20 protein-coding genes are annotated in these 19778 nt (G+C 71.5%); 11 read left to right on the top strand and 9 right to left on the bottom strand.

Translation table 11 applies throughout. The annotated features are described in order from the left end of the window. Positions 1 to 40: 40 nt before the first annotated feature. Positions 41 to 1252 (bottom strand): PP2C family protein-serine/threonine phosphatase, encoded by a 1212-nt coding sequence (locus BFV98_RS22250; RefSeq protein ID WP_013288718.1) that lies wholly within the window; start codon positions 1250 to 1252, stop codon positions 41 to 43. Positions 1253 to 1545: 293 nt separating this feature from the next. Here BFV98_RS22250 and BFV98_RS22245 point away from each other — a divergent pair, with 293 nt between their 5' ends. Continuing rightward, positions 1546 to 3924 (top strand): M28 family peptidase, encoded by a 2379-nt coding sequence (locus BFV98_RS22245; protein ID WP_071097677.1) that lies wholly within the window; start codon positions 1546 to 1548, stop codon positions 3922 to 3924. 82 nt (positions 3925 to 4006) lie between these two features. Here the strand turns inward: BFV98_RS22245 and BFV98_RS22240 are convergent, their stop codons facing one another. Then, a complete protein-coding gene (locus tag BFV98_RS22240; RefSeq protein WP_071097675.1) occupies positions 4007 to 4891 on the bottom strand; it encodes an NAD(P)-dependent oxidoreductase in 885 nt (294 codons plus the stop codon). Between the two features lie 29 nt (positions 4892 to 4920). Here BFV98_RS22240 and BFV98_RS22235 point away from each other — a divergent pair, with 29 nt between their 5' ends. Both BFV98_RS22235 and BFV98_RS22230 read left to right on the top strand, forming a co-directional pair. Beyond that, a complete protein-coding gene (locus BFV98_RS22235) occupies positions 4921 to 5271 on the top strand; it encodes a helix-turn-helix domain-containing protein (protein ID WP_030269220.1) in 351 nt (116 codons plus the stop codon). Positions 5272 to 5378: 107 nt separating this feature from the next. Further along, positions 5379 to 5927, top strand: a complete 549-nt coding sequence (locus BFV98_RS22230) for a YciI family protein (protein ID WP_071097673.1) — start codon at positions 5379 to 5381, stop codon at positions 5925 to 5927. Between the two features lie 4 nt (positions 5928 to 5931). Here the strand turns inward: BFV98_RS22230 and BFV98_RS22225 are convergent, their stop codons facing one another. Next, on the bottom strand, positions 5932 to 6177 hold the full coding sequence (locus BFV98_RS22225) for a hypothetical protein (protein WP_071097671.1): 246 nt from the start codon (positions 6175 to 6177) through the stop codon (positions 5932 to 5934). Between the two features lie 38 nt (positions 6178 to 6215). Between BFV98_RS22225 and BFV98_RS22220 the strand changes: the two genes are divergently transcribed. Beyond that, a complete protein-coding gene (locus BFV98_RS22220; protein WP_255368205.1) occupies positions 6216 to 6905 on the top strand; it encodes a hypothetical protein in 690 nt (229 codons plus the stop codon). A gap of 144 nt (positions 6906 to 7049) precedes the next feature. Here BFV98_RS22220 and BFV98_RS31580 read toward each other — a convergent pair whose 3' ends face one another. The 4 genes from BFV98_RS31580 to BFV98_RS22205 form a co-directional block, all read right to left on the bottom strand. Further along, entirely contained in the window at positions 7050 to 7445 is a 396-nt protein-coding gene (locus BFV98_RS31580; RefSeq protein WP_083395376.1) for a CPCC family cysteine-rich protein, read from the bottom strand. Between the two features lie 47 nt (positions 7446 to 7492). After that, complete coding sequence (locus BFV98_RS22215; protein ID WP_013288724.1) at positions 7493 to 7747, bottom strand: Smr/MutS family protein; 255 nt, start codon at positions 7745 to 7747, stop codon at positions 7493 to 7495. A 59-nt stretch (positions 7748 to 7806) separates the two neighbouring features. Then, positions 7807 to 8169 carry a M48 family metallopeptidase gene (locus BFV98_RS22210; RefSeq protein ID WP_013288725.1) on the bottom strand — a complete coding sequence of 121 codons (363 nt, stop codon included), beginning with the start codon at positions 8167 to 8169 and terminating at the stop codon, positions 7807 to 7809. Positions 8170 to 8255: 86 nt separating this feature from the next. Further along, positions 8256 to 9026, bottom strand: coding sequence for an ROK family protein (locus BFV98_RS22205; protein ID WP_071097668.1), 771 nt, complete (start codon positions 9024 to 9026; stop codon positions 8256 to 8258). Between the two features lie 85 nt (positions 9027 to 9111). On the opposite strand from BFV98_RS22205, the gene BFV98_RS22200 reads away from it, so the two are divergent. The 3 genes from BFV98_RS22200 to BFV98_RS22190 all read left to right on the top strand — a co-directional run bounded on the left by BFV98_RS22200 (position 9112) and on the right by BFV98_RS22190 (position 12195). Then, positions 9112 to 10749: an ABC-F family ATP-binding cassette domain-containing protein gene (locus tag BFV98_RS22200; RefSeq protein WP_071097666.1), complete on the top strand. Its 1638-nt coding sequence runs from the start codon at positions 9112 to 9114 to the stop codon at positions 10747 to 10749. Positions 10750 to 10787: 38 nt separating this feature from the next. Continuing rightward, positions 10788 to 11105 carry a hypothetical protein gene (locus tag BFV98_RS22195; RefSeq protein WP_013288728.1) on the top strand — a complete coding sequence of 106 codons (318 nt, stop codon included), beginning with the start codon at positions 10788 to 10790 and terminating at the stop codon, positions 11103 to 11105. Positions 11106 to 11469: 364 nt separating this feature from the next. Next, entirely contained in the window at positions 11470 to 12195 is a 726-nt protein-coding gene (locus BFV98_RS22190; RefSeq protein WP_071097664.1) for a BON domain-containing class I SAM-dependent methyltransferase, read from the top strand. A gap of 104 nt (positions 12196 to 12299) precedes the next feature. Here BFV98_RS22190 and BFV98_RS22185 read toward each other — a convergent pair whose 3' ends face one another. Next, positions 12300 to 13298, bottom strand: a complete 999-nt coding sequence (locus BFV98_RS22185; RefSeq protein WP_013288730.1) for a LacI family DNA-binding transcriptional regulator — start codon at positions 13296 to 13298, stop codon at positions 12300 to 12302. A 150-nt stretch (positions 13299 to 13448) separates the two neighbouring features. Between BFV98_RS22185 and BFV98_RS22180 the strand changes: the two genes are divergently transcribed. Genes BFV98_RS22180 through BFV98_RS22165 form a run of 4 tightly spaced genes read left to right on the top strand, consistent with a single transcriptional unit; the run spans position 13449 to position 18132 of the window. Continuing rightward, positions 13449 to 14960, top strand: a complete 1512-nt coding sequence (locus BFV98_RS22180) for an alpha-N-arabinofuranosidase (RefSeq protein ID WP_030269214.1) — start codon at positions 13449 to 13451, stop codon at positions 14958 to 14960. 37 nt (positions 14961 to 14997) lie between these two features. Further along, complete coding sequence (locus BFV98_RS22175; RefSeq protein ID WP_030269212.1) at positions 14998 to 16329, top strand: ABC transporter substrate-binding protein; 1332 nt, start codon at positions 14998 to 15000, stop codon at positions 16327 to 16329. 6 nt (positions 16330 to 16335) lie between these two features. Next, the gene (locus tag BFV98_RS22170) at positions 16336 to 17298 is read left to right on the top strand and encodes a carbohydrate ABC transporter permease (RefSeq protein WP_047894644.1); all 963 of its coding nucleotides are present in this window, start codon (positions 16336 to 16338) and stop codon (positions 17296 to 17298) included. 9 nt (positions 17299 to 17307) lie between these two features. Beyond that, positions 17308 to 18132: a carbohydrate ABC transporter permease gene (locus tag BFV98_RS22165; RefSeq protein WP_030269210.1), complete on the top strand. Its 825-nt coding sequence runs from the start codon at positions 17308 to 17310 to the stop codon at positions 18130 to 18132. A gap of 96 nt (positions 18133 to 18228) precedes the next feature. Here BFV98_RS22165 and BFV98_RS22160 read toward each other — a convergent pair whose 3' ends face one another. Then, positions 18229 to 19722: an amino acid permease gene (locus BFV98_RS22160; RefSeq protein ID WP_013288735.1), complete on the bottom strand. Its 1494-nt coding sequence runs from the start codon at positions 19720 to 19722 to the stop codon at positions 18229 to 18231. Between the last annotated feature and the right edge of the window lie 56 nt (positions 19723 to 19778).

Genomic DNA, 19778 nt, shown 5'->3' with positions numbered 1-19778 from the left:
TGCGTCATCTTCGTTCGCGACCGCGGAGCCGGCTCGGCGCTCACCGGCCGCTGCCCCGCGTGACCAGCAACATCGCCACGTCGTCGGCGAGCGGGCCGCCGTTTATCTGCTCGGCGCGCCCGACCAGCCAGGCGGGCAGCTCGGCCAGCGGCACCGCCCGGTTCGCCGGGTCGGCGAGCAGCCCGGTCAGGCCCGGCACGTCGAGCCGTTCGTCACCGCCGTCCACCCGGCCCTCGATCAGGCCGTCGGTGTACATCAGCAGTGACCAGTCGTCGGTGTCGAACTCCAGGTCGAAGGCGACCGGGCGGCGCGGGCGTACGCCCAGAAGCAGCCCGCCCTTGGCCGGCACCGGCGCGACCTTGCCGCCACTGAGCAGCAGCGGCGGCGGGTGACCGGCGAGGCGTACGGTGGCCCGCGCCGACGCCAGGTCGAGCCGTGTGGTGGCCACCGTCGCGAAGATCTCCTGGAGGCGGCGCTCGCTCATCAGCACCTGCTCCAGCGCGGGCAGCACCTCGTCGTCCGGCACCCCGGCCAGCACCAGGGCCCGCCAGGCGACGCGCAGTTCGACGCCGAGCGCGGCCTCGTCCACGCCGTGCCCGCAGACGTCGCCGACGATCAGGTCGATCCGGTCCGGCTGGGTCTGCACCACGTCGTAGAAGTCGCCGCCGATCAGCGCGGCGTGCCGGCCGGGCCGGTAGAAGGTGTGCACCGACACCTCGTCGGTGGTCATCAGCGGCTGCGGCAGCAGGCCGCGCTCCAGGCGGGCGGACTCGGCCTGGCGCAGCTCCACCTCACGCAGCCGGCGGGCGTTCTCGTCGGCCCGCTTGCGCTCGACCGCGTACCGCAGCGCCCGGGTCAGCAGGACACCGTCGACCTGGCCCTTGACCAGGTAGTCCTGCGCCCCCTCGGCGACCGCGACGATGCCCAGGTGTTCGTCCGAGCGGCCGGTCAGCACGCAGACCGCGGCACCGCTGGCCATCTCCAGCACCCGGCGCAGCCCGTCCAGGCCCTGCGCGTCCGGCAGACCCAGGTCGAGCAGGACGCAGTCCACGCCCATCACCCGCTGCCGGGCCTCGCTGAGGCTGGTGGCGACCAGCAGGTCGATCATCGAGTTGGTCTCGGCGAGCAGCTCACCGACCAGGAAGGCGTCGCCCTCGTCGTCCTCGACCAGCAGCACCCGCAGCCGCTCGCCCGGCGGTACGCCGCCGTGCAGCCCCGCCCCGGCCGACGGCACGCGGACGGCACCCGACATGCCGGAACCCCGCTGCGGTCGGGTAACCGCCGCGAGTCGCGGGAGTTCGCTGGTGATGTCGGGCTCCTTCCGAATGCCCTGCTGATCCTGACTCAGACAACAGTCGCACACCGCGCGACCGCTGCCGGTGCGGCGGAGCGTGTGACACGTCCATCCGGACAGCGGCACGGTCGACCCACGATGTTACGCCGCAAGCGGTGTCACACCGGCAGCGCACCGACCGGGGACTGCCGCCGCAGGCCCCGGGGGTGCAGGATGATCCCCACCCCGTAGATCCACCCCGAGGAGTCCCCGTGGGCGCACCCCCCACCCGCCCCGCCGACCGCGCGTTCACCAGGCCCCGCCGCCGGCCGATCGCCGCCCTGGCCGCGCTCGCCGCGCTGCTCGCCGTCGGGGCGGGCGTCCTGGTCGGCCTCTCCACCCCGGCACCGCGCCCGGCGGACGCGCCCGAGGGCGAGTTCAGCGCCGCCCGGGCGTTCCGGAACGTCGAGGTGATCGCGGCCGAGCCGCACGTGGCCGGCAGCGCCGCGAACGACCGGGTGCGCGAGCACCTGGTGGCGACGCTGCGCGGGCTGGGCCTTCAGACCGAGGTGCAGGACGCGGTCGCGCCCGAGGCCGGGCAGCTGTCCGGCGCGGCGGGCGGGGCGACGCTGGCCCGGGTCCGCAACGTGGTGGCCCGGCTCCCCGGCACCGACCCGACCGGGAAGGTGTTCCTGGTCTCGCACTACGACTCGGTGCAGACCGGGCCGGGCGGCAACGACGACGCCGCCGGCACCGCCGCGATCCTGGAGGTGGCCCGGGCGCTGACCACCGGCCCACGCCCCCGCAACGACATCGTCTTCGCGCTGACCGACGCGGAGGAGGCGTGCCTGTGCGGGGCCGCCGGGTTCGCCGGCGACCATCCGCTCGCCCGTGACGGCGGGGTGGTGCTCAACCTGGAGGCGCGCGGCTCCACCGGTCCGGTGATCATGTTCGAGACGTCCCGGAACAACGCGAAGCTGGTCGAGATCTTCGGCAAGGCCGCCCCGCACCCGGTGGGCACCTCGTTCGCGGTGGAGATCTACCGGGCGCTGCCGAACGACACCGACTTCACCGCGTTCCTCGACCGCGAGTTCGTCGGGCTCAACTCCGCGTACATCGACGGCGGCGCGATCTACCACACCCCGCTGGACGTGCCGGCCCGGATGGACCGGGGCAGCCTCCAGATGCACGGTGACAACGCGCTCGGCCTGGCCCGCGAGTTCGGCCGTACCGACCTGGGCGACCTGCGCGCCGGCCACGACGACACCTACTTCCCCGTGCTCGGCGGCCTGGTCCGCTACCCCGGCTGGCTGACCCTGCCGCTCGCAGTGGCCGCGCTGCTCGCTGTCGGCGCGCTCGGCTGGTTCCTGCGCCGCCGGGGCCGGGCCACCGCCGGCACGCTCGCCGCCGGCTTCGGCCTGACCCTGGTGCCGGTCGTCGTGGCCCCGCTCGGCGCGTGGCTGCTCTGGGCCGCGATCACCACGATCCGCCCCGGGTACGCCGAGCTGCTCGACCCGTACCGCCCGGTCTGGTACCGGCTCGCCGTCGTGGCGCTCGCCGCCGCGGTGCTGTTCTGCTGGTACGCGCTGCTGCGCCGCCGGGTCGGCCCGGCCGCGCTGGCGTTCGGCGGGCTGGCCTGGCTGGCCGTGTTCGGTGTGCTGCTCGCCGTGGCGGTGCCCGGCGGGGCGTACCTGACGACACTGCCGGCGCTGGCCGGCGCGCTCGCCGGTTTCGCCGCGCTCGCCACCCGCCGCGACGGACCGTGGCCGGTGGTCGCGGTGACGCTCGCCGCTGCGGTGGCAGTGGTGATCCTGCTGCCTCCGGTGGTGCTGCTGTTCCCGGCGCTCGGCATGGGCATGGGCGCGGTAGCCGCGCTCGTCGCGGTGCTGCTCGGCCTCGCCGTACTCCCGGTGGTGGACCTGCTGCACCCCCGGGCCGGCGGCCAGCGCGGCCTGCTCGCGCTGCGCGCACGCCGGCTCGGCGCGCTGCCCGCCGCGGCGGCCGCGCTGGCGGCGGTGGTGCTCGCCGGGGTCGGCCTCGCGGTGGACCGCTTCGACGCCGCGCATCCCGTGCCGACCCATCTGATGTACGCGCTGGATGCGGGCACCGGGAAGGCGGCCTGGCTGACTCGCGAGGAGAAGCCGCAGCCCTGGACCGACGGCTACGTCGACCGGAGCATCGCGGTGGCCGACGAGTTCCCCGGGCTGGGCAACGGCGAGATGCGCGCCGGACCGGCCACCGCCGCGCCCCTGCCCGCGCCGAAGGTGGAGACGCTCTCCGACACCCGCAACGGCGACCAGCGTGTGCTGCGGGTACGGGTGGTGCCGCAGCGGCAGGTACGCCTGCTCACGCTGCACGTCGACACCAGCACCGCCACGGTGCGGTCCGCCACCGTGGCCGGGCGGAACGTGCCGGTCGAGCCGGGCGACGGGAAGTGGGGATTCGGGGTCGTGTTCCACGCCCCGCCGCCGGAGGGCGTCGAGGTGACGCTGACTCTCGTGCCGCGCGGCGGTGCGGTGTCGGTGCGGGCCATGGACGCCAGTGACGGACTGTCCGGGGTGCCCGGGTTCCGGGCGCGGCCGGCGGGCGTGGGGGTGGTCGGCTCGCACAGCTCGGAGATGCTGGCGGTGGCGCGCACGTACCCGCTCTGACAGCCGCTTGATCGACACCGCCTCGCCGGAGTGGCGGTATCCCGGCTCGCGGATACCGCCACCTCGGCGTACTGGTTGTGGGTCAGCGCCGCCCCAGCACCTCGGCGACCCGCAGGAAACCGTCCGCGCCGTGGCCCAGCCCGACGGCCCGGCGGGCCATGCCCTCGGCCGCGCGCATCACCCCGGCGTCGATGCCGGGCGCCTCGGACGTGTGGACGATGTGGGCCATGGAGGACACGGCGGAGGTGATCGGGTTGCCGTCGCCGGGGAAGATCCCCGTGTCCATCTCCGCCGCACCCTCCTCGAAGATCGGCGGCAGGATCGCGGCGATGCCAGCGGCGAACGGCACGAGTTCCCGCGCCGTCACGCCCTCCGCCCTGGCCACCGCCAGCGCGTGCGCATAACCCGCCATCGCGGTCCAGAAGATGTCGAGCAGCGCGATGTCGTACGCCGCCGCGCGCCCGATCTCCTCGCCGAGGTGCGTGTGGGTGCCGCCCAGCGCGTCGAGCACCGGCTGGTGCTCCTGGTAGAGGCCGGCCGGACCGCTGTAGATGAGCACCGCGTCCGGGGTGCCGATGGTGGTGGTCGGCGTCATGATCGCGCCGTCCAGGTACCGGATGGCGTGTCCGGCCGCCCACCGCGCGGTGTCCCGGGCCCGGTCCGGGGTGTCGGCCGTCAGGCTGACGACCGTTCGGCCCGTGAGTGCGGCGGCCACCGCCTCGCGTCGCAGGATGGCGTCCGACGCGTCGTAGTTCACCACGCAGACCACGATCAGCCCGCTCGCGGCGACCGCCTCCTCGGCGGTCCGGGCGCTCGTCGCGCCCCGCTCGACCAGCTCACGGTCCTTGCCGGGCGTGCGATTCCAGACCGTCGTCGGCACTCCGGCGCTCAGGAAGGCGCCGGCCAGCGCACGACCCATCGGTCCCAGACCGAGCACCGTGACAGACTTGTCGGGATTGGTGTTCACGCAGACTCCTCTTGTCGAACGGGACGCAGATGACGCGCAGCCGGGCCCAGGATCTGAACGTCTGTGGAGTGACGGCCGCGATCGCCGTGATCGACGGCAAGTGGAAGACAGCCCTGCTCTGGCTGCTGGAATCCGGCCCGCGCCGCCCCGGAGAGCTGCGCCGGCAGCTTCCGGGCCTCACCGAGAAGGTGCTGACTCAGGCGTTACGGGAGATGGAGGGCGACGGACTGGTGCACCGGGAGGCGTACGAGGTGCTGCCGTTGAAGACCGAGTACTCGCTCACCACTTTCGGCCGCGACCTCGCCGAGGCGCTGGCACCTCTCTCCGACTGGGGCCACCGCCGCCTGGACAAACTCGCCGAAGCCCGCACCGCCTCCTGACCACCCTTTTCCGCCTCCGCCCACAACCAGGTTCGTCGCGGTCGCGCACGCCGACAAGTACCCACAAAAAGTGGCTACGCCTGTCGATCGACAGCGAGACTCGGGTCATGGAATTCTTCTGCTACCACCGCGATCGGCTCGACTCGGCAACTCTGCGCCAGGAGCTGATCGAGGAGCACTGGTCCTACATGGACGGGTACGCGGAGCAGATGATCGCTCGCGGACCGACCCTCGCCGACGACGGCTCGCCGACCGGCAGCGTGCACATCCTGGCCCTGCCCGGCCCTGCCGCAGCCCGGGCGTTCGCCTTCGACGAGCCGAACTACCAGGCCGGCGCGTACCGGGACGTGATGCTGCGCCGGTGGCGCAACATGCTGGGCCGCACCATGTGGGGCTTCCCCGGCGGGCGCACCGGCGGCAACCGCTACCTGGTACTCGGTCTCGGTCCGGAGCAGAGCGCCGGCCCGGTGTTGCCGCAGCGGCAGGACGAGCTGATCGCGTACGGGCCGCTGCTGTCCGACGACGGCACGAGGTGGCTCGGTACGGCGGCGCTGGTGCGAGCGGCCGACCCGGACGAGGCTCGGGCGGTGCTGGCCGCCGACCGGTACGCCGACGTCGAGGTGCACAACTGGGTGTTCGGCGGCCGCCCGGCGTGACCGGCTACTCGTGATCTCCCAACCGCAGCAGGAGACCTGCGGGCTGCGTCGTGCCGCCGTGGATGGGCGCGGCGTTCAGCAGCCGATGCCCCGGCAGCAGCGCCAGTAAATCGGGACGTTGTGCCGGTCCGACCCGGGTCTCACCGTATTCCCCCATGTCGTAGGCGACGTACGGCTCGGTGAACTGAAGGCGCAGCAACTCGCCGGCGGGGGGCGATTCGCCGACTGGGACACGCCGCCAAGTATCCACGTGGCTAGGCTGGCGACGTGCCAAGCGATCCGGAGTGTGTGCGGCAGGCGCTGGCGATGTGGGACGGTTTCCCCGTTCACCGCGAGCCGCGCCCGATCGTGCTGACAGCGATGGGCGTCACGGCACTCGACCGGCTGATGACGGACACGCAGTGGCGGTCGTTGTTCGACGCCCCCGGCGTCCCGGAGTCCGAGTTGCCGCCGGAGATCGCGCCGGCCGCCGTCGACTACTGCCGTGACGTGCAGAGCGGGGCGCGGAGACCGCTGGCGAACATCATCCGGGCGAACGGACCGCTCGCCACCGACCGAGGCACTCGCGAACTCCCGGCGTGGATGATGCACCCCGACGACCGGCGATGGCCGTTCATCGCTCTGGACCCGGACTTCGAACGTCGGATGACGTGGCGGCCACCCGGCGTAGGAGCCGCTCATCACGAGGAGGCCGTGCTCGCGCACGATGGGCGCACTCTGACGTTCCGGTTCATCGGAACGCCCGCGCAATATGCCGACTACCCAGACGCCGTGGTGTTCGAGACGGACACGGCGGTGCTCGTCGAACCGGTGGAGGTCGCCCGCGACGGAGACGGCTATCGGCTGGCCTACGCCGAGGAGCGCGAGGTGGTGGTGCGCCTGGCCGCTCCGCTCGGCAACCGGGTCCTGATCGGCATCGGGCACGGTCCCGGAACAACCACCTTCGGCCTCCCCATAACGGTGCTCACCGCGGCCTGACCGAGGTGAGCAGACGCGATGGCGCCACCACCCCAGAGCGCCTGAGCGTTGTCCGGTCTCGGGATCCACATGACAGATCGGTATCAGGACCTGCGTGACTCTCGGCGAGAGCGCGGAAGTGACCGGCTGTGCCGTCCGAGCACGTCAAGCCGTCCCGGGCGTTGATCGACGGCGTCTGCGCTCCCAACGGGCTCGTCGCTCGGCATAGGCACGCCGCGCATCCGACAGACTGACCGGCCGTTCGGCGTAGGCACGACGTGCATCCGTCAGACTGAGCGAACCGTTGGGGCCACCCCGCACCGTGTCAGCGTCCTCGTCGTCCTGCCCGTCGTCCTCCCAACCGCAGGCGAAGCAGATCTCGAACTGACCTCGCCCTTCGAGCGTCGGGTGCCGGCAGCAGGGACACGCGTAGGGTTCGCCACCCGCTTCAGCCACTACAGATCGCTGGTTCAACGCCTCGACGTACTGCTCAAACCACCTGGTGCGACTCGCGAGTTCTTCTGCGGACGGCCCCTCCTGCTTGCCGGCATGTTCGTCCATCCTCTGCACCTCACGTTGTCGATCGGGTTGAAGTGGCTTGTATACCGCTACTTCCAGCGGAAGTGCACGAACAGCCGGCCGAAGTTCTTCGAGTCCTTCTCGACCCGGTGGTAGAGCTGCTTCACGTCCTTCTGGTCGAGGAAGCGCAGCACCTTCTTCTTCAGCGCGCCCGACCCCTTGCCCGGGATGATCTCCACGAGCGTGGCCTTCTTCGCCACCGCCTCATCCATGATCCCGCGCAACGCGCGGTCGATGTCGTGGCCCTTGTTGTAGATGTCGTGGAGGTCGAGCTTGAGCTTCACGGTCCCATCCTAGGTACGCGGAAGGGCAGCCCGCCCGGGCTGCCCTTCCGCGTGATCAGTCAACGACCGACCTTGCCCTCCACCCGGCGCAGCGCGGTGGCGTAGTCGGTGTTCGTCGAGTACATCGCGGCCGCGATGCGCAGGTGCCGCAGCGCGTCCACGGGCCGGTTCATCCGCTCCAGCGTGCGGCCGAGCACGTGGTGCGCGTAGTGGTCGCTCGGGTCGCGGTCGACCAGCGCGCGCAGCTGCTCCTCGGCCCGGTTGAGCTGGGCCGACTGGAAGTACGCGCGGGCCAGCAGCTGCCGGACCGAAGAGTTGTCCGGCTCGGCCTCGATGATCGGTTCGAGCAGCCGGGCCGCTCCGGTCGGGTCACCCGCTTCGAAGAACATGGTCGCCCGCCGGTACTCCGCCAGAAGATCCACTCGACCCACCTCCTCGTGTCGCGCCAGGCCTTGGTCCGACGCTGGCACAACACCGGAGCAAGCGCGAGTGTTCCTGCGGGCGAAGATCAGGTGGTCGGGTCGTACCGGCCGCCGATCAGGTCCCAGGCCCGGACACCACCGACGATTCCGGCCGTGTTCGGGACGATCACCACGTCGTCGCCCATCCGGGCCACCTGCTCGGGCCGGATCAGCCGGGAGTTGCCGCCGCCGAGGTACAGCCGGTCCCAGCGGAACACCGGCCGCAGGCCGTCCACCACCTGCCGGATCCGCCGGGACCAGAACGCGTCGCCGAGCCGCCGTCGTTCCGGCTCCCCCACGTACGTGTCGTACGTGGTGTTCCACCGCACCGGCGCGTGCGACAGCTCCAGGTGCGGTGCCAGCATCCCGCCGTCGAACAACGCGCTGCCCAGCCCGGTGCCGAGCGTCAGCACCAGCTCGCAGCCGGTCCCGGCGACCACGCCCGCGCCGTGCACCTCGGCGTCGTTCAGCACCAGCGCCGGCACGCCGAACGCCCCGGCCAGCGCGGTGCGCGCGTCGTAACCGGACCACTCGGCCAGCAACTCGGGGTCGACGCGGCTGCGCGGCCCGGAACGGGTCACGTAGTGCGGCGTCGCCACCACGACGCCGTGCCGGATCATGCCGGGCATGCCGACGGTGAGCCGGTCCGCCGTGGGCAGGCGGGCGCCGAGATCCAGCAGCGTCTTGACGAACAGGCCGGGCGGCAACGGGTACGGCGTGGGCACGCGCAGCGGCCGCGCGCGCATGGTTCCGGCGGCATCCAGTACGGAGGCCTTGATCCCGCCGCCACCACAGTCGATCGCCAGTGTGGTCACCACGGCTGTGAGTCTCCCTCACACCGGTGCCGCCGCGAGCGCGGGTCACGGTAATCCGGATACGCCCGCCGGTAGGCTCGATCACCTGATGAGCGCCACGTTGATCGCCAAGGACCTCACCGCCGGCCACGGTGACCGCATCCTCTTCGAAGACCTCGACCTCGTCGTCGCACCCGGCGACGTGGTGGGGCTGGTCGGGGTCAACGGCGCGGGCAAGTCCACGCTGCTGCGTACCCTCGCCGGTCTTGCCCCCCGCGAGCAGGGCTCGGTGGCGCTGAGCCCGCCCACGGCGACTGTCGGCTACCTGCCGCAGGAGCCGGAGCGCCGGCCCGGCGAGACGGTCCGCGGCTTCCTGGCCCGGCGGACCGGGGTGACCGCCGCGCAGGCCGCGCTTGATGCCGCCACCGAGGCGCTCACCGCCGGGACGGCGGGCGCCGACGACGCGTACGCGAACGCCTTGGAACGCTGGCTCGACCTCGGCGGCGCGGATCTGGACGAGCGGGCCGAGCAGGTCGCGGCGGAGCTGGGTCTCGACGTCGACCTGGACCACCCGATGACCGGACTGTCCGGCGGGCAGGCCGCCCGCGCCGGGCTCGCGTCGCTGCTGCTCAGCCGGTACGACGTCTTCCTGCTCGACGAGCCCACCAACGACCTCGACCTGGCCGGGCTGGACCGGCTGGAACGCTTCGTCACCGGCCTGCGCGCCGGGACCGTGCTGGTCAGCCACGACCGGGAGTTCCTCACCCGCACCGTCAACCGGATCGTCGAGCTGGACCTGCACCAGCGGCAGGTCAAGCACTACGGCGGCGGCTACGCGGCCTACCTGGAGGAGCGCGCGGTGGCGCGCCGGCACGCCCGCGAGGAGTACGAGGAGTACGCCGACACGAAGGCCGACCTGGAGGCGCGCGCCCGCACCCAGCGGGCGTGGATGGAGAAGGGCGTCAAGAACGCCCGCCGCAAGGCCACCGACAACGACAAGATCGGCCGCAAGTACCGCGCCGAGTCGACCGAGAAGCAGGCCGCGAAGGCCAAGCAGACCGCCCGGCTGATCGAGCGGCTGGACGTGGTCGAGGAGCCGCGCAAGGAGTGGGAACTGCGGATGGAGATCGCCGCCGCGCCCCGCGCCGGCGCCGTCGTGGCCTCGCTCCGGCAAGCGGTGGTACGCCGTGGCGGCTTCACGCTCGGCCCGGTGGACCTCCAGATCGACTGGGCCGACCGGGTGGCGATCACCGGGGCGAACGGCTCCGGCAAGAGCACCCTGCTCGCCGCGCTGCTCGGCCGGCTGCCGCTGGACGAGGGACACGCCGCGCTCGGCCCCGGTGTGGTGGTCGGTGAGGTCGACCAGGCCCGGGGACTGTTCCTCGGCGACCAGCCGCTGCTGGAGGCGTTCGGCGCCGCCGTACCCGATCTCGCCCCGGCGGACGTGCGGACGCTGCTGGCCAAGTTCGGGCTGCGCGCCGAGCATGTGCTGCGGCCGGCGGCGACGCTGTCACCCGGCGAGCGGACCCGGGCCGCGCTGGCCCTGCTCCAGGGCCGGGGCGTCAACCTGCTGGTGCTCGACGAGCCGACGAACCACCTCGACCTGGCCGCGATCGAGCAGTTGGAGTCGGCGCTGGCGAGCTACCCGGGAACGCTGCTGCTGGTGACCCACGACCGGCGGATGCTCGACGCGGTGAGCGTGAACCGGCGGCTGCGCGTGGCGGACGGACGGATCGCCGAACACTGATCCGTGCCGACCCGCGCGCGCGGGTCCACAATGAGCGCATGCTCAAGTGGGAGTACGCGCTGCTGGTCCGCCGCCGCCAGGCCGCCGCCACCGACGCCGGGTGGGAGGTCGTCTTCATCTGGTACGGCCCGGACGGCTCCATGATCGACGTGACGCCGTACGGCGACACCGCGCTGGCCCACCTGAACCGGGCCGGTGACCAGGGCTGGGAACTGGTCGCGATGAGCGAGGACCCGTCGCTGCCGGGCAACAACGAGCTGCACCGCTACCACCTCAAGCGCCCGAAGGCAGCGGCTGCCCAGCCGCGCCAGCGCATGCGAGGCTCCCGCACAGTCCGCCGAACCCTCTCCCCCTGACCGCCCGCCCCCGCCCTGCCCCCCTGTCCCCCTGTTCCCCCTGTCCCTCTGCTCCCGTCGATCTTGCAGTTGCCGCCCCTCAGGTGCCCCTTTTGCGAGCTTGGTCCGGGCCGCAAGTGCAAGATCGACGGCGGCGGGGGCGCGGGAGCCGACATCGGCGCGCACACCCCGACCGCCGTCCCGGTGATCAAGGAGTTGTGTCAACGTCGTGCTCGAAACAGGGCACGAACTCCTTGATCATCGAGGTCGGCGGGGCGACTCTGGCAGGACACGAACTCCTTGATCAATTTGTGACGGGGGGCGGGCTCGGTGCCTGGGGGCATATTGGGGTGAATCGGGGGTAACGGGCCGCCGGAGGTGGCGCATGGTGGCGATGGGGCAGACCGCGCTCTCGGGTGAGCGACTCCGGCAGACCGACGGCTTCCTCGCCGAGGCGTGGGCCGACATGGTCCGGCACGACGAGCGGCTGCGCGGAACGGCGGTCGAGGTGCGCTTCGACCGTGGGGTGGCGCACCTGACCGGCGAGGTCGCCGACCCGGAACAGCTACGGCTGGTACGGGAGCTGATCGGCCGGCTGTCCGGCGTACTCGGCGTCTGGTGCCGGGTCAGCGTGGCCGGACGGGCGCCGGTGGTGGTCGACCTGGGCTGCGGTGCGACCAAGCAGTGGCCGGGCAACCTGGGACTGGACATCTATCCGGCGCCGGGGGTGAACGCGGTCGCCAACCTGGCCGGCTCACTGCCGCTGCGCGACGACTCGGTGGACGTGTTCTTCGCGGTGCACATCGTCGAGCATCTGATCGACTTCCTGCCGCTGTTCGACGAGTGCCACCGGGCGCTGCGGCCGGGCGGGGTGCTGCACGTGATGAGTCCCTGGTGGCGGCACGTCAACGCGGTGGCCGACCCGACGCACGTACGCCTGCTCGACGTGCAGACGTTCAAGGGCATCTGCGGCCAGCGCCCGCCGGGCACGCCACGCTGGTACCCGCTGCACGTCGGCTGCGACGGCGCCTCGATCTTCGCCGACCTCACCCCGCTGCCACCGGACGCCCCTGCCCCGCCCTCCTCCCACCTTGCCCGCTTCTTCGACTGAAGCCGCGCCGGCCGACCCGAGGGACCGCCCCGTCGATCATGAGGTTGACGGCACTCAAGGAGATCGACTTCGCCGTCAACTTCATGATCGACGGCAAAACAGGGCTAGGCGGATTCGCGCAGGGCCAGGTGGTGGGGGGCCACCAGCTCGCGGGGTGGGGACTCGCGATCGGGGCCCAGGCGGCCCGCCAGCAGCTCGACCGCGAGGCGGGCGATGCGCTCCTTGTCGGGGACGACCGTGGTCAGCGTCGGAATCGAGAAGCGACCGTCCTCGATGTCGTCGAAGCCGGCCACCGCGACGTCCTCGGGCACGCGCAGGCCCATCTCGTGCAGGGCACGCAGCGCGCCGAGCGCAAGGGTGTCGTTGAAGCAGAAGACGGCGTCGGGGCGTACCCCCGTGGTGAGCAGGTGCCGCATGGCGGCGGCGCCGTCCGCGCGGTGCCAGGCCGGCGCGGGCGCCACCAGGCGGTCGTCGTAGGCGATGCCGGCCTCGGTCAGCGCGGCGGTGTAGCCGGCCAGGCGGAGCCGGGCGCTGGCGCCCTCGGGGGTGCGCTGCGAGCCGATCGCGGCGATCCGGCGGCGGCCGAGCCCGATCAGGTGGGCGGTGATCTCGCGGGCGGCGGCCACGTTGTCGATCATCACGTGGTCGGCGGGGCCGTGGTCGACGCGTTCGCCGAGCAGCACCATGGGCAGACCGGCCAGCGCGGCGAGGTCGTCGGCGGTGAGCGCGAGCGGGCTCAGGATCAGGCCGTCGATCATGTGGTCGCCGATCCCGCTGGCGGCCTTGCGCTCCTGCTCGGAGCGGCCGCCGGTCTGGTCGATCAGCACCGTCCAGCCGTGGTCGGCGGCGGCGGTGACGACGTGCCGGGCCAGCTCGGCGAAGTAGGGGATGTCCAGTTCGGGTACGGCCAGCGCGATCACACCGGTGCGCCCCTTGCGCAGGTTGCGGGCCGACAGGTTGGGCCGGTAGTTGAGCGCGGCGATGGCCTCCTCGACGCGGGCCCGGGTGTCGGCGCGCACGTGCTGGTAGCCGTTGACGACGTTGGAGACGGTCTTCACCGACACTCCGGCGCGCTCCGCGACGTCCTTGAGCCTGTGCCGCACTGCACTTCCTTCCGGTGAACGCTGGCCGCACTGTACCGCGCCACGACGACGCGACTGCCTCTTTACACGAGCGCTTACAACGTTGTAGAAACCACTGACAGCGGAGTGACCGCGGTCACCCGCACCAGCAGCGAGGGAGAGGTTGGCATCGTGCCGAACGCGCAGCTCACGATCGATCCGGCGTTCCGGGTCGCGCCGGCGGACCGCCGGATCTTCGGTTCCTTCGTCGAGCACATGGGGCGCTGCGTCTACGGCGGGGTGTACGAACCGGGCCACCCCACAGCCGATCGGCGAGGGCTGCGGCGCGACGTGCTGGACCTGACCCGTGAGCTGGGCGTCTCGGTGGTCCGCTACCCGGGCGGCAACTTCGTCTCCAGCTACCGCTGGGAGGACGGCATCGGCCCGGTCGGTGACCGCCCGCGCCGGCTCGACCTGGCCTGGAAGACCATCGAGACCAACGAGTTCGGGCTGGACGAGTTCATGACCTGGGCGGCGGAGGCCGGGGTCGAGCCGATGATGGCTGTCAACCTCGGCACCCGCGGCGTCACCGAGGCGCTCGAACTGCTGGAGTACACCAACCACCCGGGCGGCAGCCAGCTGTCCGACCTGCGCCGCAAGCACGGCGCCGAGAAGCCGTACGGGGTGCGGCTGTGGTGCCTCGGCAACGAGATGGACGGGCCGTGGCAGGTCGGGCACAAGACCGCCGACGAGTACGGCCGCCTCGCCGCCGAGACCGCCCGCGCGATGAAGATGATCGACCCCTCGATCAGCCTGGTCGCCTGCGGAAGCTCCAACCGGGGCATGCCCACGTTCGCCTCGTGGGAGGCGACGGTGCTGGAGCACACCTACGAGCACGTCGACTACATCTCCGCCCACACCTACTACGACCCGTCCGACGGTGACCGGGCCAGCCTGCTCGCCTCCGCCGTCGACATGGACGCCTTCATCACCGAGGTCGTCGCCACCGCCGACCACGTCGGCGCCAAGCTGCGGCAGAAGCGCAAGCTGAAGATCTCGTTCGACGAGTGGAACGTCTGGTACCAGTCCCGCCTCCAGTCCGACCTGGACCGGCGCGGCTGGGTCGAGGCGCCCGCGCTGATCGAGGACGACTACACAGCCGTCGACGCGGTGGTGGTGGGCGACCTGCTGATCACCCTGCTCCGGCACGCCGACCGCATCGGCGTGGCCTGCCAGGCTCAGCTCGCGAACGTGATCGCCCCGATCCGTACCCGCAACGGCGGCCCGGCCTGGCGGCAGAGCATCTTCCACCCGTTCGCGCTGACCGCCCGGTACGCCCGCGGCACCGTGCTGCGGACCGAGCCCACCGGCCCGACCTACGAGACCCCGCGGTACGGCGACGTGCCCGCGCTGGACACCGTCGCCGTGCACGACGAGGAGAGCGGCGAGCTGGCCGTCTTCGCGGTCAACCGCAGCTCGCAGGACCTCCCGCTCGACCTGGACCTGCGCGGCCTGCCCGGCCTGCGGGCCGAGGCGCACACCACGGTGGCGGCCGGAACCGACCCGAACGCCACGAACACCGAAGCGGACCCGGAGCGGGTCACGCCCCGGGACCTCACCACACCCACTGTCGACGGCGGCCGGGCCTCCGTGCTGCTGCCGGCCACCTCCTGGAACCTGCTGCGCTTCGTGCCGGCGCTGTGACCAGCAAATACTCCATCCCGTCCCCCAAGGAGTACCCATGATCCAGAACGAGATGAGCCGGCGGCGCCTGCTCGGGCTCGGCGTCGGGCTCGGCGCGGCGGCCACGCTGACACTCAGCGGCTGCGGCGGCGGCAGCAGCTCCGACAGCTCCGGCGCCTCCGGCAACGGCGGCAAGGACTACACCGGCCCGAAAGTCGACCTGAAGCTGTGGAACGGCTTCACCGGCGGCGACGGCGACATCTTCAAGACGCTCGTCCAGCAGTTCAACAGCGAGCACAAGAACATCGCGGTCAGCGTGATCACGTACCAGTGGGAGGACTACTACAGCAAGCTCCCCGGCGCGGTCTCCAGCGGCAACGGACCGGACATCGCGGTCATGCACATGGACCAGCTCGCCACGTTCGCCGCCCGCGGCGTGATCACCGAACTGGACGACGTGGCGAAGGCGCTGGAGCTGAGCGAGGGCGACTTCGCCCCGACTGTGTGGAAGGGCGGCCTCTACAACGACAAGCGGTACGGCATCCCGCTCGACATGCACCCGCTGGGCTTCTACTACAACAAGGCGGTCATGCAGAAGGCCGGCCTGGACCCGGAGAAGCCGCCGGCCACCAGGGACGAGTACATAGCCGCGCTCACCGAGCTGAAGAAGTCCGGCGTGCAGGGCTTCTGGGTCAGCCCGTTCCAGTTCACCGGCGGCATGACGTACTACAGCCTGCTGCACCAGTGGGGCGGCACCGTCTTCGACGCCGAGGTGGCGAAGGCGACGTTCAACTCCGACCCGGCTGTCGAGGCGTGCACCTGGCTGGTCGACCTGATCAAGCAGGGCCACTCCCCCGCGAACGTCGGCCAGGACGCCGACTACCTGGCGTTCAAGAGCGGCAAGAACGCGTTCACCTGGAACGGCATCTGGCAGATCAACGACCTGAAGAAGAGTCCGAACGTGCAGTGGGGCGTCGCGCCGCTGCCGCAGATCGGCAGCCAGAAGGCCGCCTGGGCGAACTCGCACAACTTCACAATCGTCAAGCAGCGCTCCGCGAACGCCGACAAGACCGCCGGGGCGAAGGTGTTCATCAACTGGCTGAGCCAGCACTCGCTGGACTGGGCCAAGGGCGGCCAGGTGCCGGCCCGCAAGGCGGTCCGCGAGAGCAGCGAGTTCACCGCGCTCACCGAGGTCAACGCGCTCGCCCCGGAACTGGAGTACGCCGCGTTCCCGCCCGCCGCGCCCGGCCTGGGCGAGGTCATCCTGACCTTCTACAGCGCCTTCAACGAGGCGGCGCTGGGCAAGAAGTCGCCGAAGCAGGCGCTCGACGACGGCGTGGCCAAGGCGAACAAGCAACTGGAGGACAACCGCAAGAAGTACGGGAACTGATCCGCCGTGGCGGACGTGATCGAGGTCGGGGCGGCGCGTGACGGCGCGCCGCCACCGGCGGCACGCACCCGCCGCCGGGGCGCGACGGAACGCGGCAACCGGACGACGCCGTACCTCTTCCTCGCGCCGTACCTGATCCTGTTCGGCGTCTTCGGCCTGGCGCCGATCGTGTTCGGGGTCTGGATCAGCCTGCACCAGTGGGATCTGCAACTGCCCAACCGGCCGTTCGTCGGGCTCGGCAACTACCGGGACCTGTTCTCCAGCGACTCGGCGATCTACGGGGACTGGTGGTCGAGCGTCCGGGCGACAGGGGTCTTCACGCTGTTCTCCGTACCGCTGCTCGTGGTCGTCCCGCTCGGGCTGGCGCTGCTGCTCAACCGCTCGTTCCCCGGCCGGACGTTCTTCCGGGCCGCGTTCTTCGCGCCGTACGTGCTGGGCGTGGCGGTGATCGGCCTGCTCTGGCGGTTCCTGCTCGACGCCAACCTGGGCCTGGTCAACCGGCTGCTCGGCGTGCTCGGGCTCCCCTCGGACACGCCGTGGGTGACCGACGTGCCGTGGGCCTGGGTGTCACTCGTCGGCGTGACCGTGTGGTGGACGTGCGGCTTCAACGCAGTGATCTACCTGGCCGGTCTCCAGGACATCCCGGCCGAGCTGTACGAGGCGGCCAAGGTGGACGGCGCGGGCGCGTGGGACCGGTTCCGCCACGTCACGATCCCCGGCCTGCGGCCGGTGATGCTGTTCGTCTTCACCACCACGATCCTCGCCTCGGCGAACGTGTTCGGGCAGGCGTTCCTGATCACCCAGGGCGCGCCCGGCGAACAGACCCGCACGGTGGTCTGGCGGATCGTCGACGAAGGGCTGCGGGACTACGACGCCGGGCGGGCCGCCGCGATGAGCGTGTTCTTCGCGCTGATGCTCGCAGTGGTGAGCGTCGTCAACTTCCGGCTGTTCCGCTACCGGGAAGACTGAGGGGACGACATGAGGAACATGCGCGCGGTGGCGCGGTACGGCGTACTGCTGCTGATCACCGCGATCTTCGTGACCCCGCTGGTCTGGATGCTGCTGACGTCGGTGAAGACGTACGACGACGCGCAGCGGGTGCCGCCCGGCTGGCTGCCGAACCCGTTCTCCACCTACGGCTATCAGCAGATCGTCGACAACGCGGCGAACCCGGTGCTGCGCTGGTTCGTCAACAGCATGCTGGCGGCCACCCTGCACACGCTGCTGGTGCTGGTGACCGCGTCGATGGCCGCGTACGCGCTGGCCCGGATGCGGTTCCGCGGCCGCAAGGTGCTGTTCGCGCTGATCGTGGGCACGCTGTTCCTGCCGCCCACCTCGCTGATCATCCCGAACTTCATCATCGCCGAGCGGCTGAACTGGATCGACACGCTCACAGTGGTGATCGTGCCGGGTGCGGCGAGCGCGTTCGGGGTGTTCTTCCTGCGCCAGTTCTTCCTGTCCATCCCGGCCGAGCTGGAGGAGGCGGCAGTGCTGGACGGCGCGAACCACTGGCAGGTCTTCCGCCGGGTGCTGCTGCCGCTGTCGAAGCCGGCCCTGGCGACGCTGGCGGTGCTGTCGTTCCTGACCAACTGGAACGACTTCCTCTGGCCGGTGTACGTGCTGTTCAGCCCGGAACGGCTGACGCTGCCGGCGGGCCTGGGCCTGCTCCAGGGCGCGTACGTGACCGACTATCCGGTCATCATGGCGGGCGCGGTGCTGGCGAGCGTACCGGTGCTGATCCTGTTCGTGTTCGCCCAGCGGCACGTCATCCAGGGCGTGTCCCGCAGCGGCCTGAAGGGGTGAGGTAAGGAAGGGCCCCTTCTTAACGCCTCCGGTAGCAGAAGGGCCCCTTCTTAACGCCAGGCGTTAAGAAGGGGCCCTTCCTTCGGGGGGCCCGCCTCAGGGGGTGGGGGCGGGCTCGGGGGTGTCCGAGTGCTCGCGACGGGCGAGCCGGTTCTTGCGGTGGCCGTACCCGAAGTAGATGACCGCGCCGAGCAGCATCCAGGCGAGGAACCGCAGCCAGGTCTCCACCGACAGGTTCAGGCTCAGGTAGAGACAGGCCACTGCCGTGACGATCGGCAGCACCGGCGAGAACGGCACCTTGAACGGCCGCTCCAGGTCGGGGCGGCGCCTGCGCAGGATCGGCACCGCGATCGCGACCAGCGTGAACGCGCAGAGCGCGCCGATGCTGACCAGGTCGGCCAGCGCGGACAGCGGCAGGAAACCGGCGAGCAGCGCCACCGCGACGGTCATGATCCCGGCGATCCGGTACGGGGTGCCCCAGCGCGGGTGCACCTTGGCGATGGCGGGTGGGATGAGCCCGTCGCGGGCGATGGCGAAGCCGATCCGGCCCATCGCCACCAGGTCGACCAGGATCACGCTGGTGAGCCCGGCGACGGCGGCGATGGAGACGAGCACCGCGGCCCAGCCGGCGCCGACCGCCCGGAACGCGGACGCGATGGGCGCGCCCTCGTCGATCTCGGTGTACTTGACCATGCCGACAACGACGAGCGAGACGCCGATGTAGAGCACCGTGGAGATGAGCAGCGTGCCGAGCAGACCCAGCGGCAGGTCCCGCTTGGGCTTGCGGGTCTCCTCACCCAGGTTCGCCACGGCCTCGAACCCGGTGTACGCGAAGAACACCACTGCGGCGGCGGTGAGCACCCCGGCGAAGCCGAAGACGGACGGCTCCAACCCGAAGATCGCCTGGGTGACCGGCTGCTTGACGCCGTCGTCCCCGGCCCCGGCCGGCTCGGCGGACGGGATGAACGGGCTGAGGTTGGCCGCCTTGACGAAGAACAGCCCGGCGATGATGACGAAGGCACAGATCGCCACCTTGACCAGCACGAGCAGGTTGGTGACCCGGGCCGACTCGCGGATGCCGACGACGGCGACCACACCGAGCACCAGCACGATGCCGATCGCGCCGAGGTTGACGACGCTGCCCTCCTCGGCGAACCAGGCGCTGGGCAGGCCGAACAGGTCGGCGAGGTAGCCGGACCAGCCACGGGCGACCACCGCCGCGCCGAGCGCGAACTCCAGCAGCAGGTCCCAGCCGATGATCCAGGCGACGATCTCGCCCATCGTCGCGTACGCATAGGTGTAGGCGCTGCCGGCGGTCGGCACGCTGCTGGCGAGTTCGGCGTAGCAGAGCGCGGCGAGCAGCGCGACCAGGCCGGCGATGCCGAACGAGATCACCACACCCGGCCCGGCGCTGTTGCGCGCCTCGACACCGGTGAGCGTGAAGATGCCGGTGCCGATCACGATGCCGATGCCGAAGCCCATCAGGTCGACCGCGCCGAGCCGGCGCCGCAGGCCCGGTTTGCCGTCCTCGCCGTCGGCGTCGCCCTGGGCGAGCACGTCGCCGATCGGCTTGGTACGCAGGACCGACATCTGATCACCTCCCCCGCCGTGCGGCCGCCACGGTGGCGGTCCGTGACCGGGCAAGC

Origin of the sequence: Micromonospora sp. WMMB235 (genome assembly GCF_001855515.1) — a bacterium.
GTDB lineage: Bacteria > Actinomycetota > Actinomycetes > Mycobacteriales > Micromonosporaceae > Micromonospora > Micromonospora aurantiaca.
The sequence above is the reverse complement of the archived record's forward strand: the minus strand, read 5'-3'. Positions and strand labels throughout refer to the sequence as shown.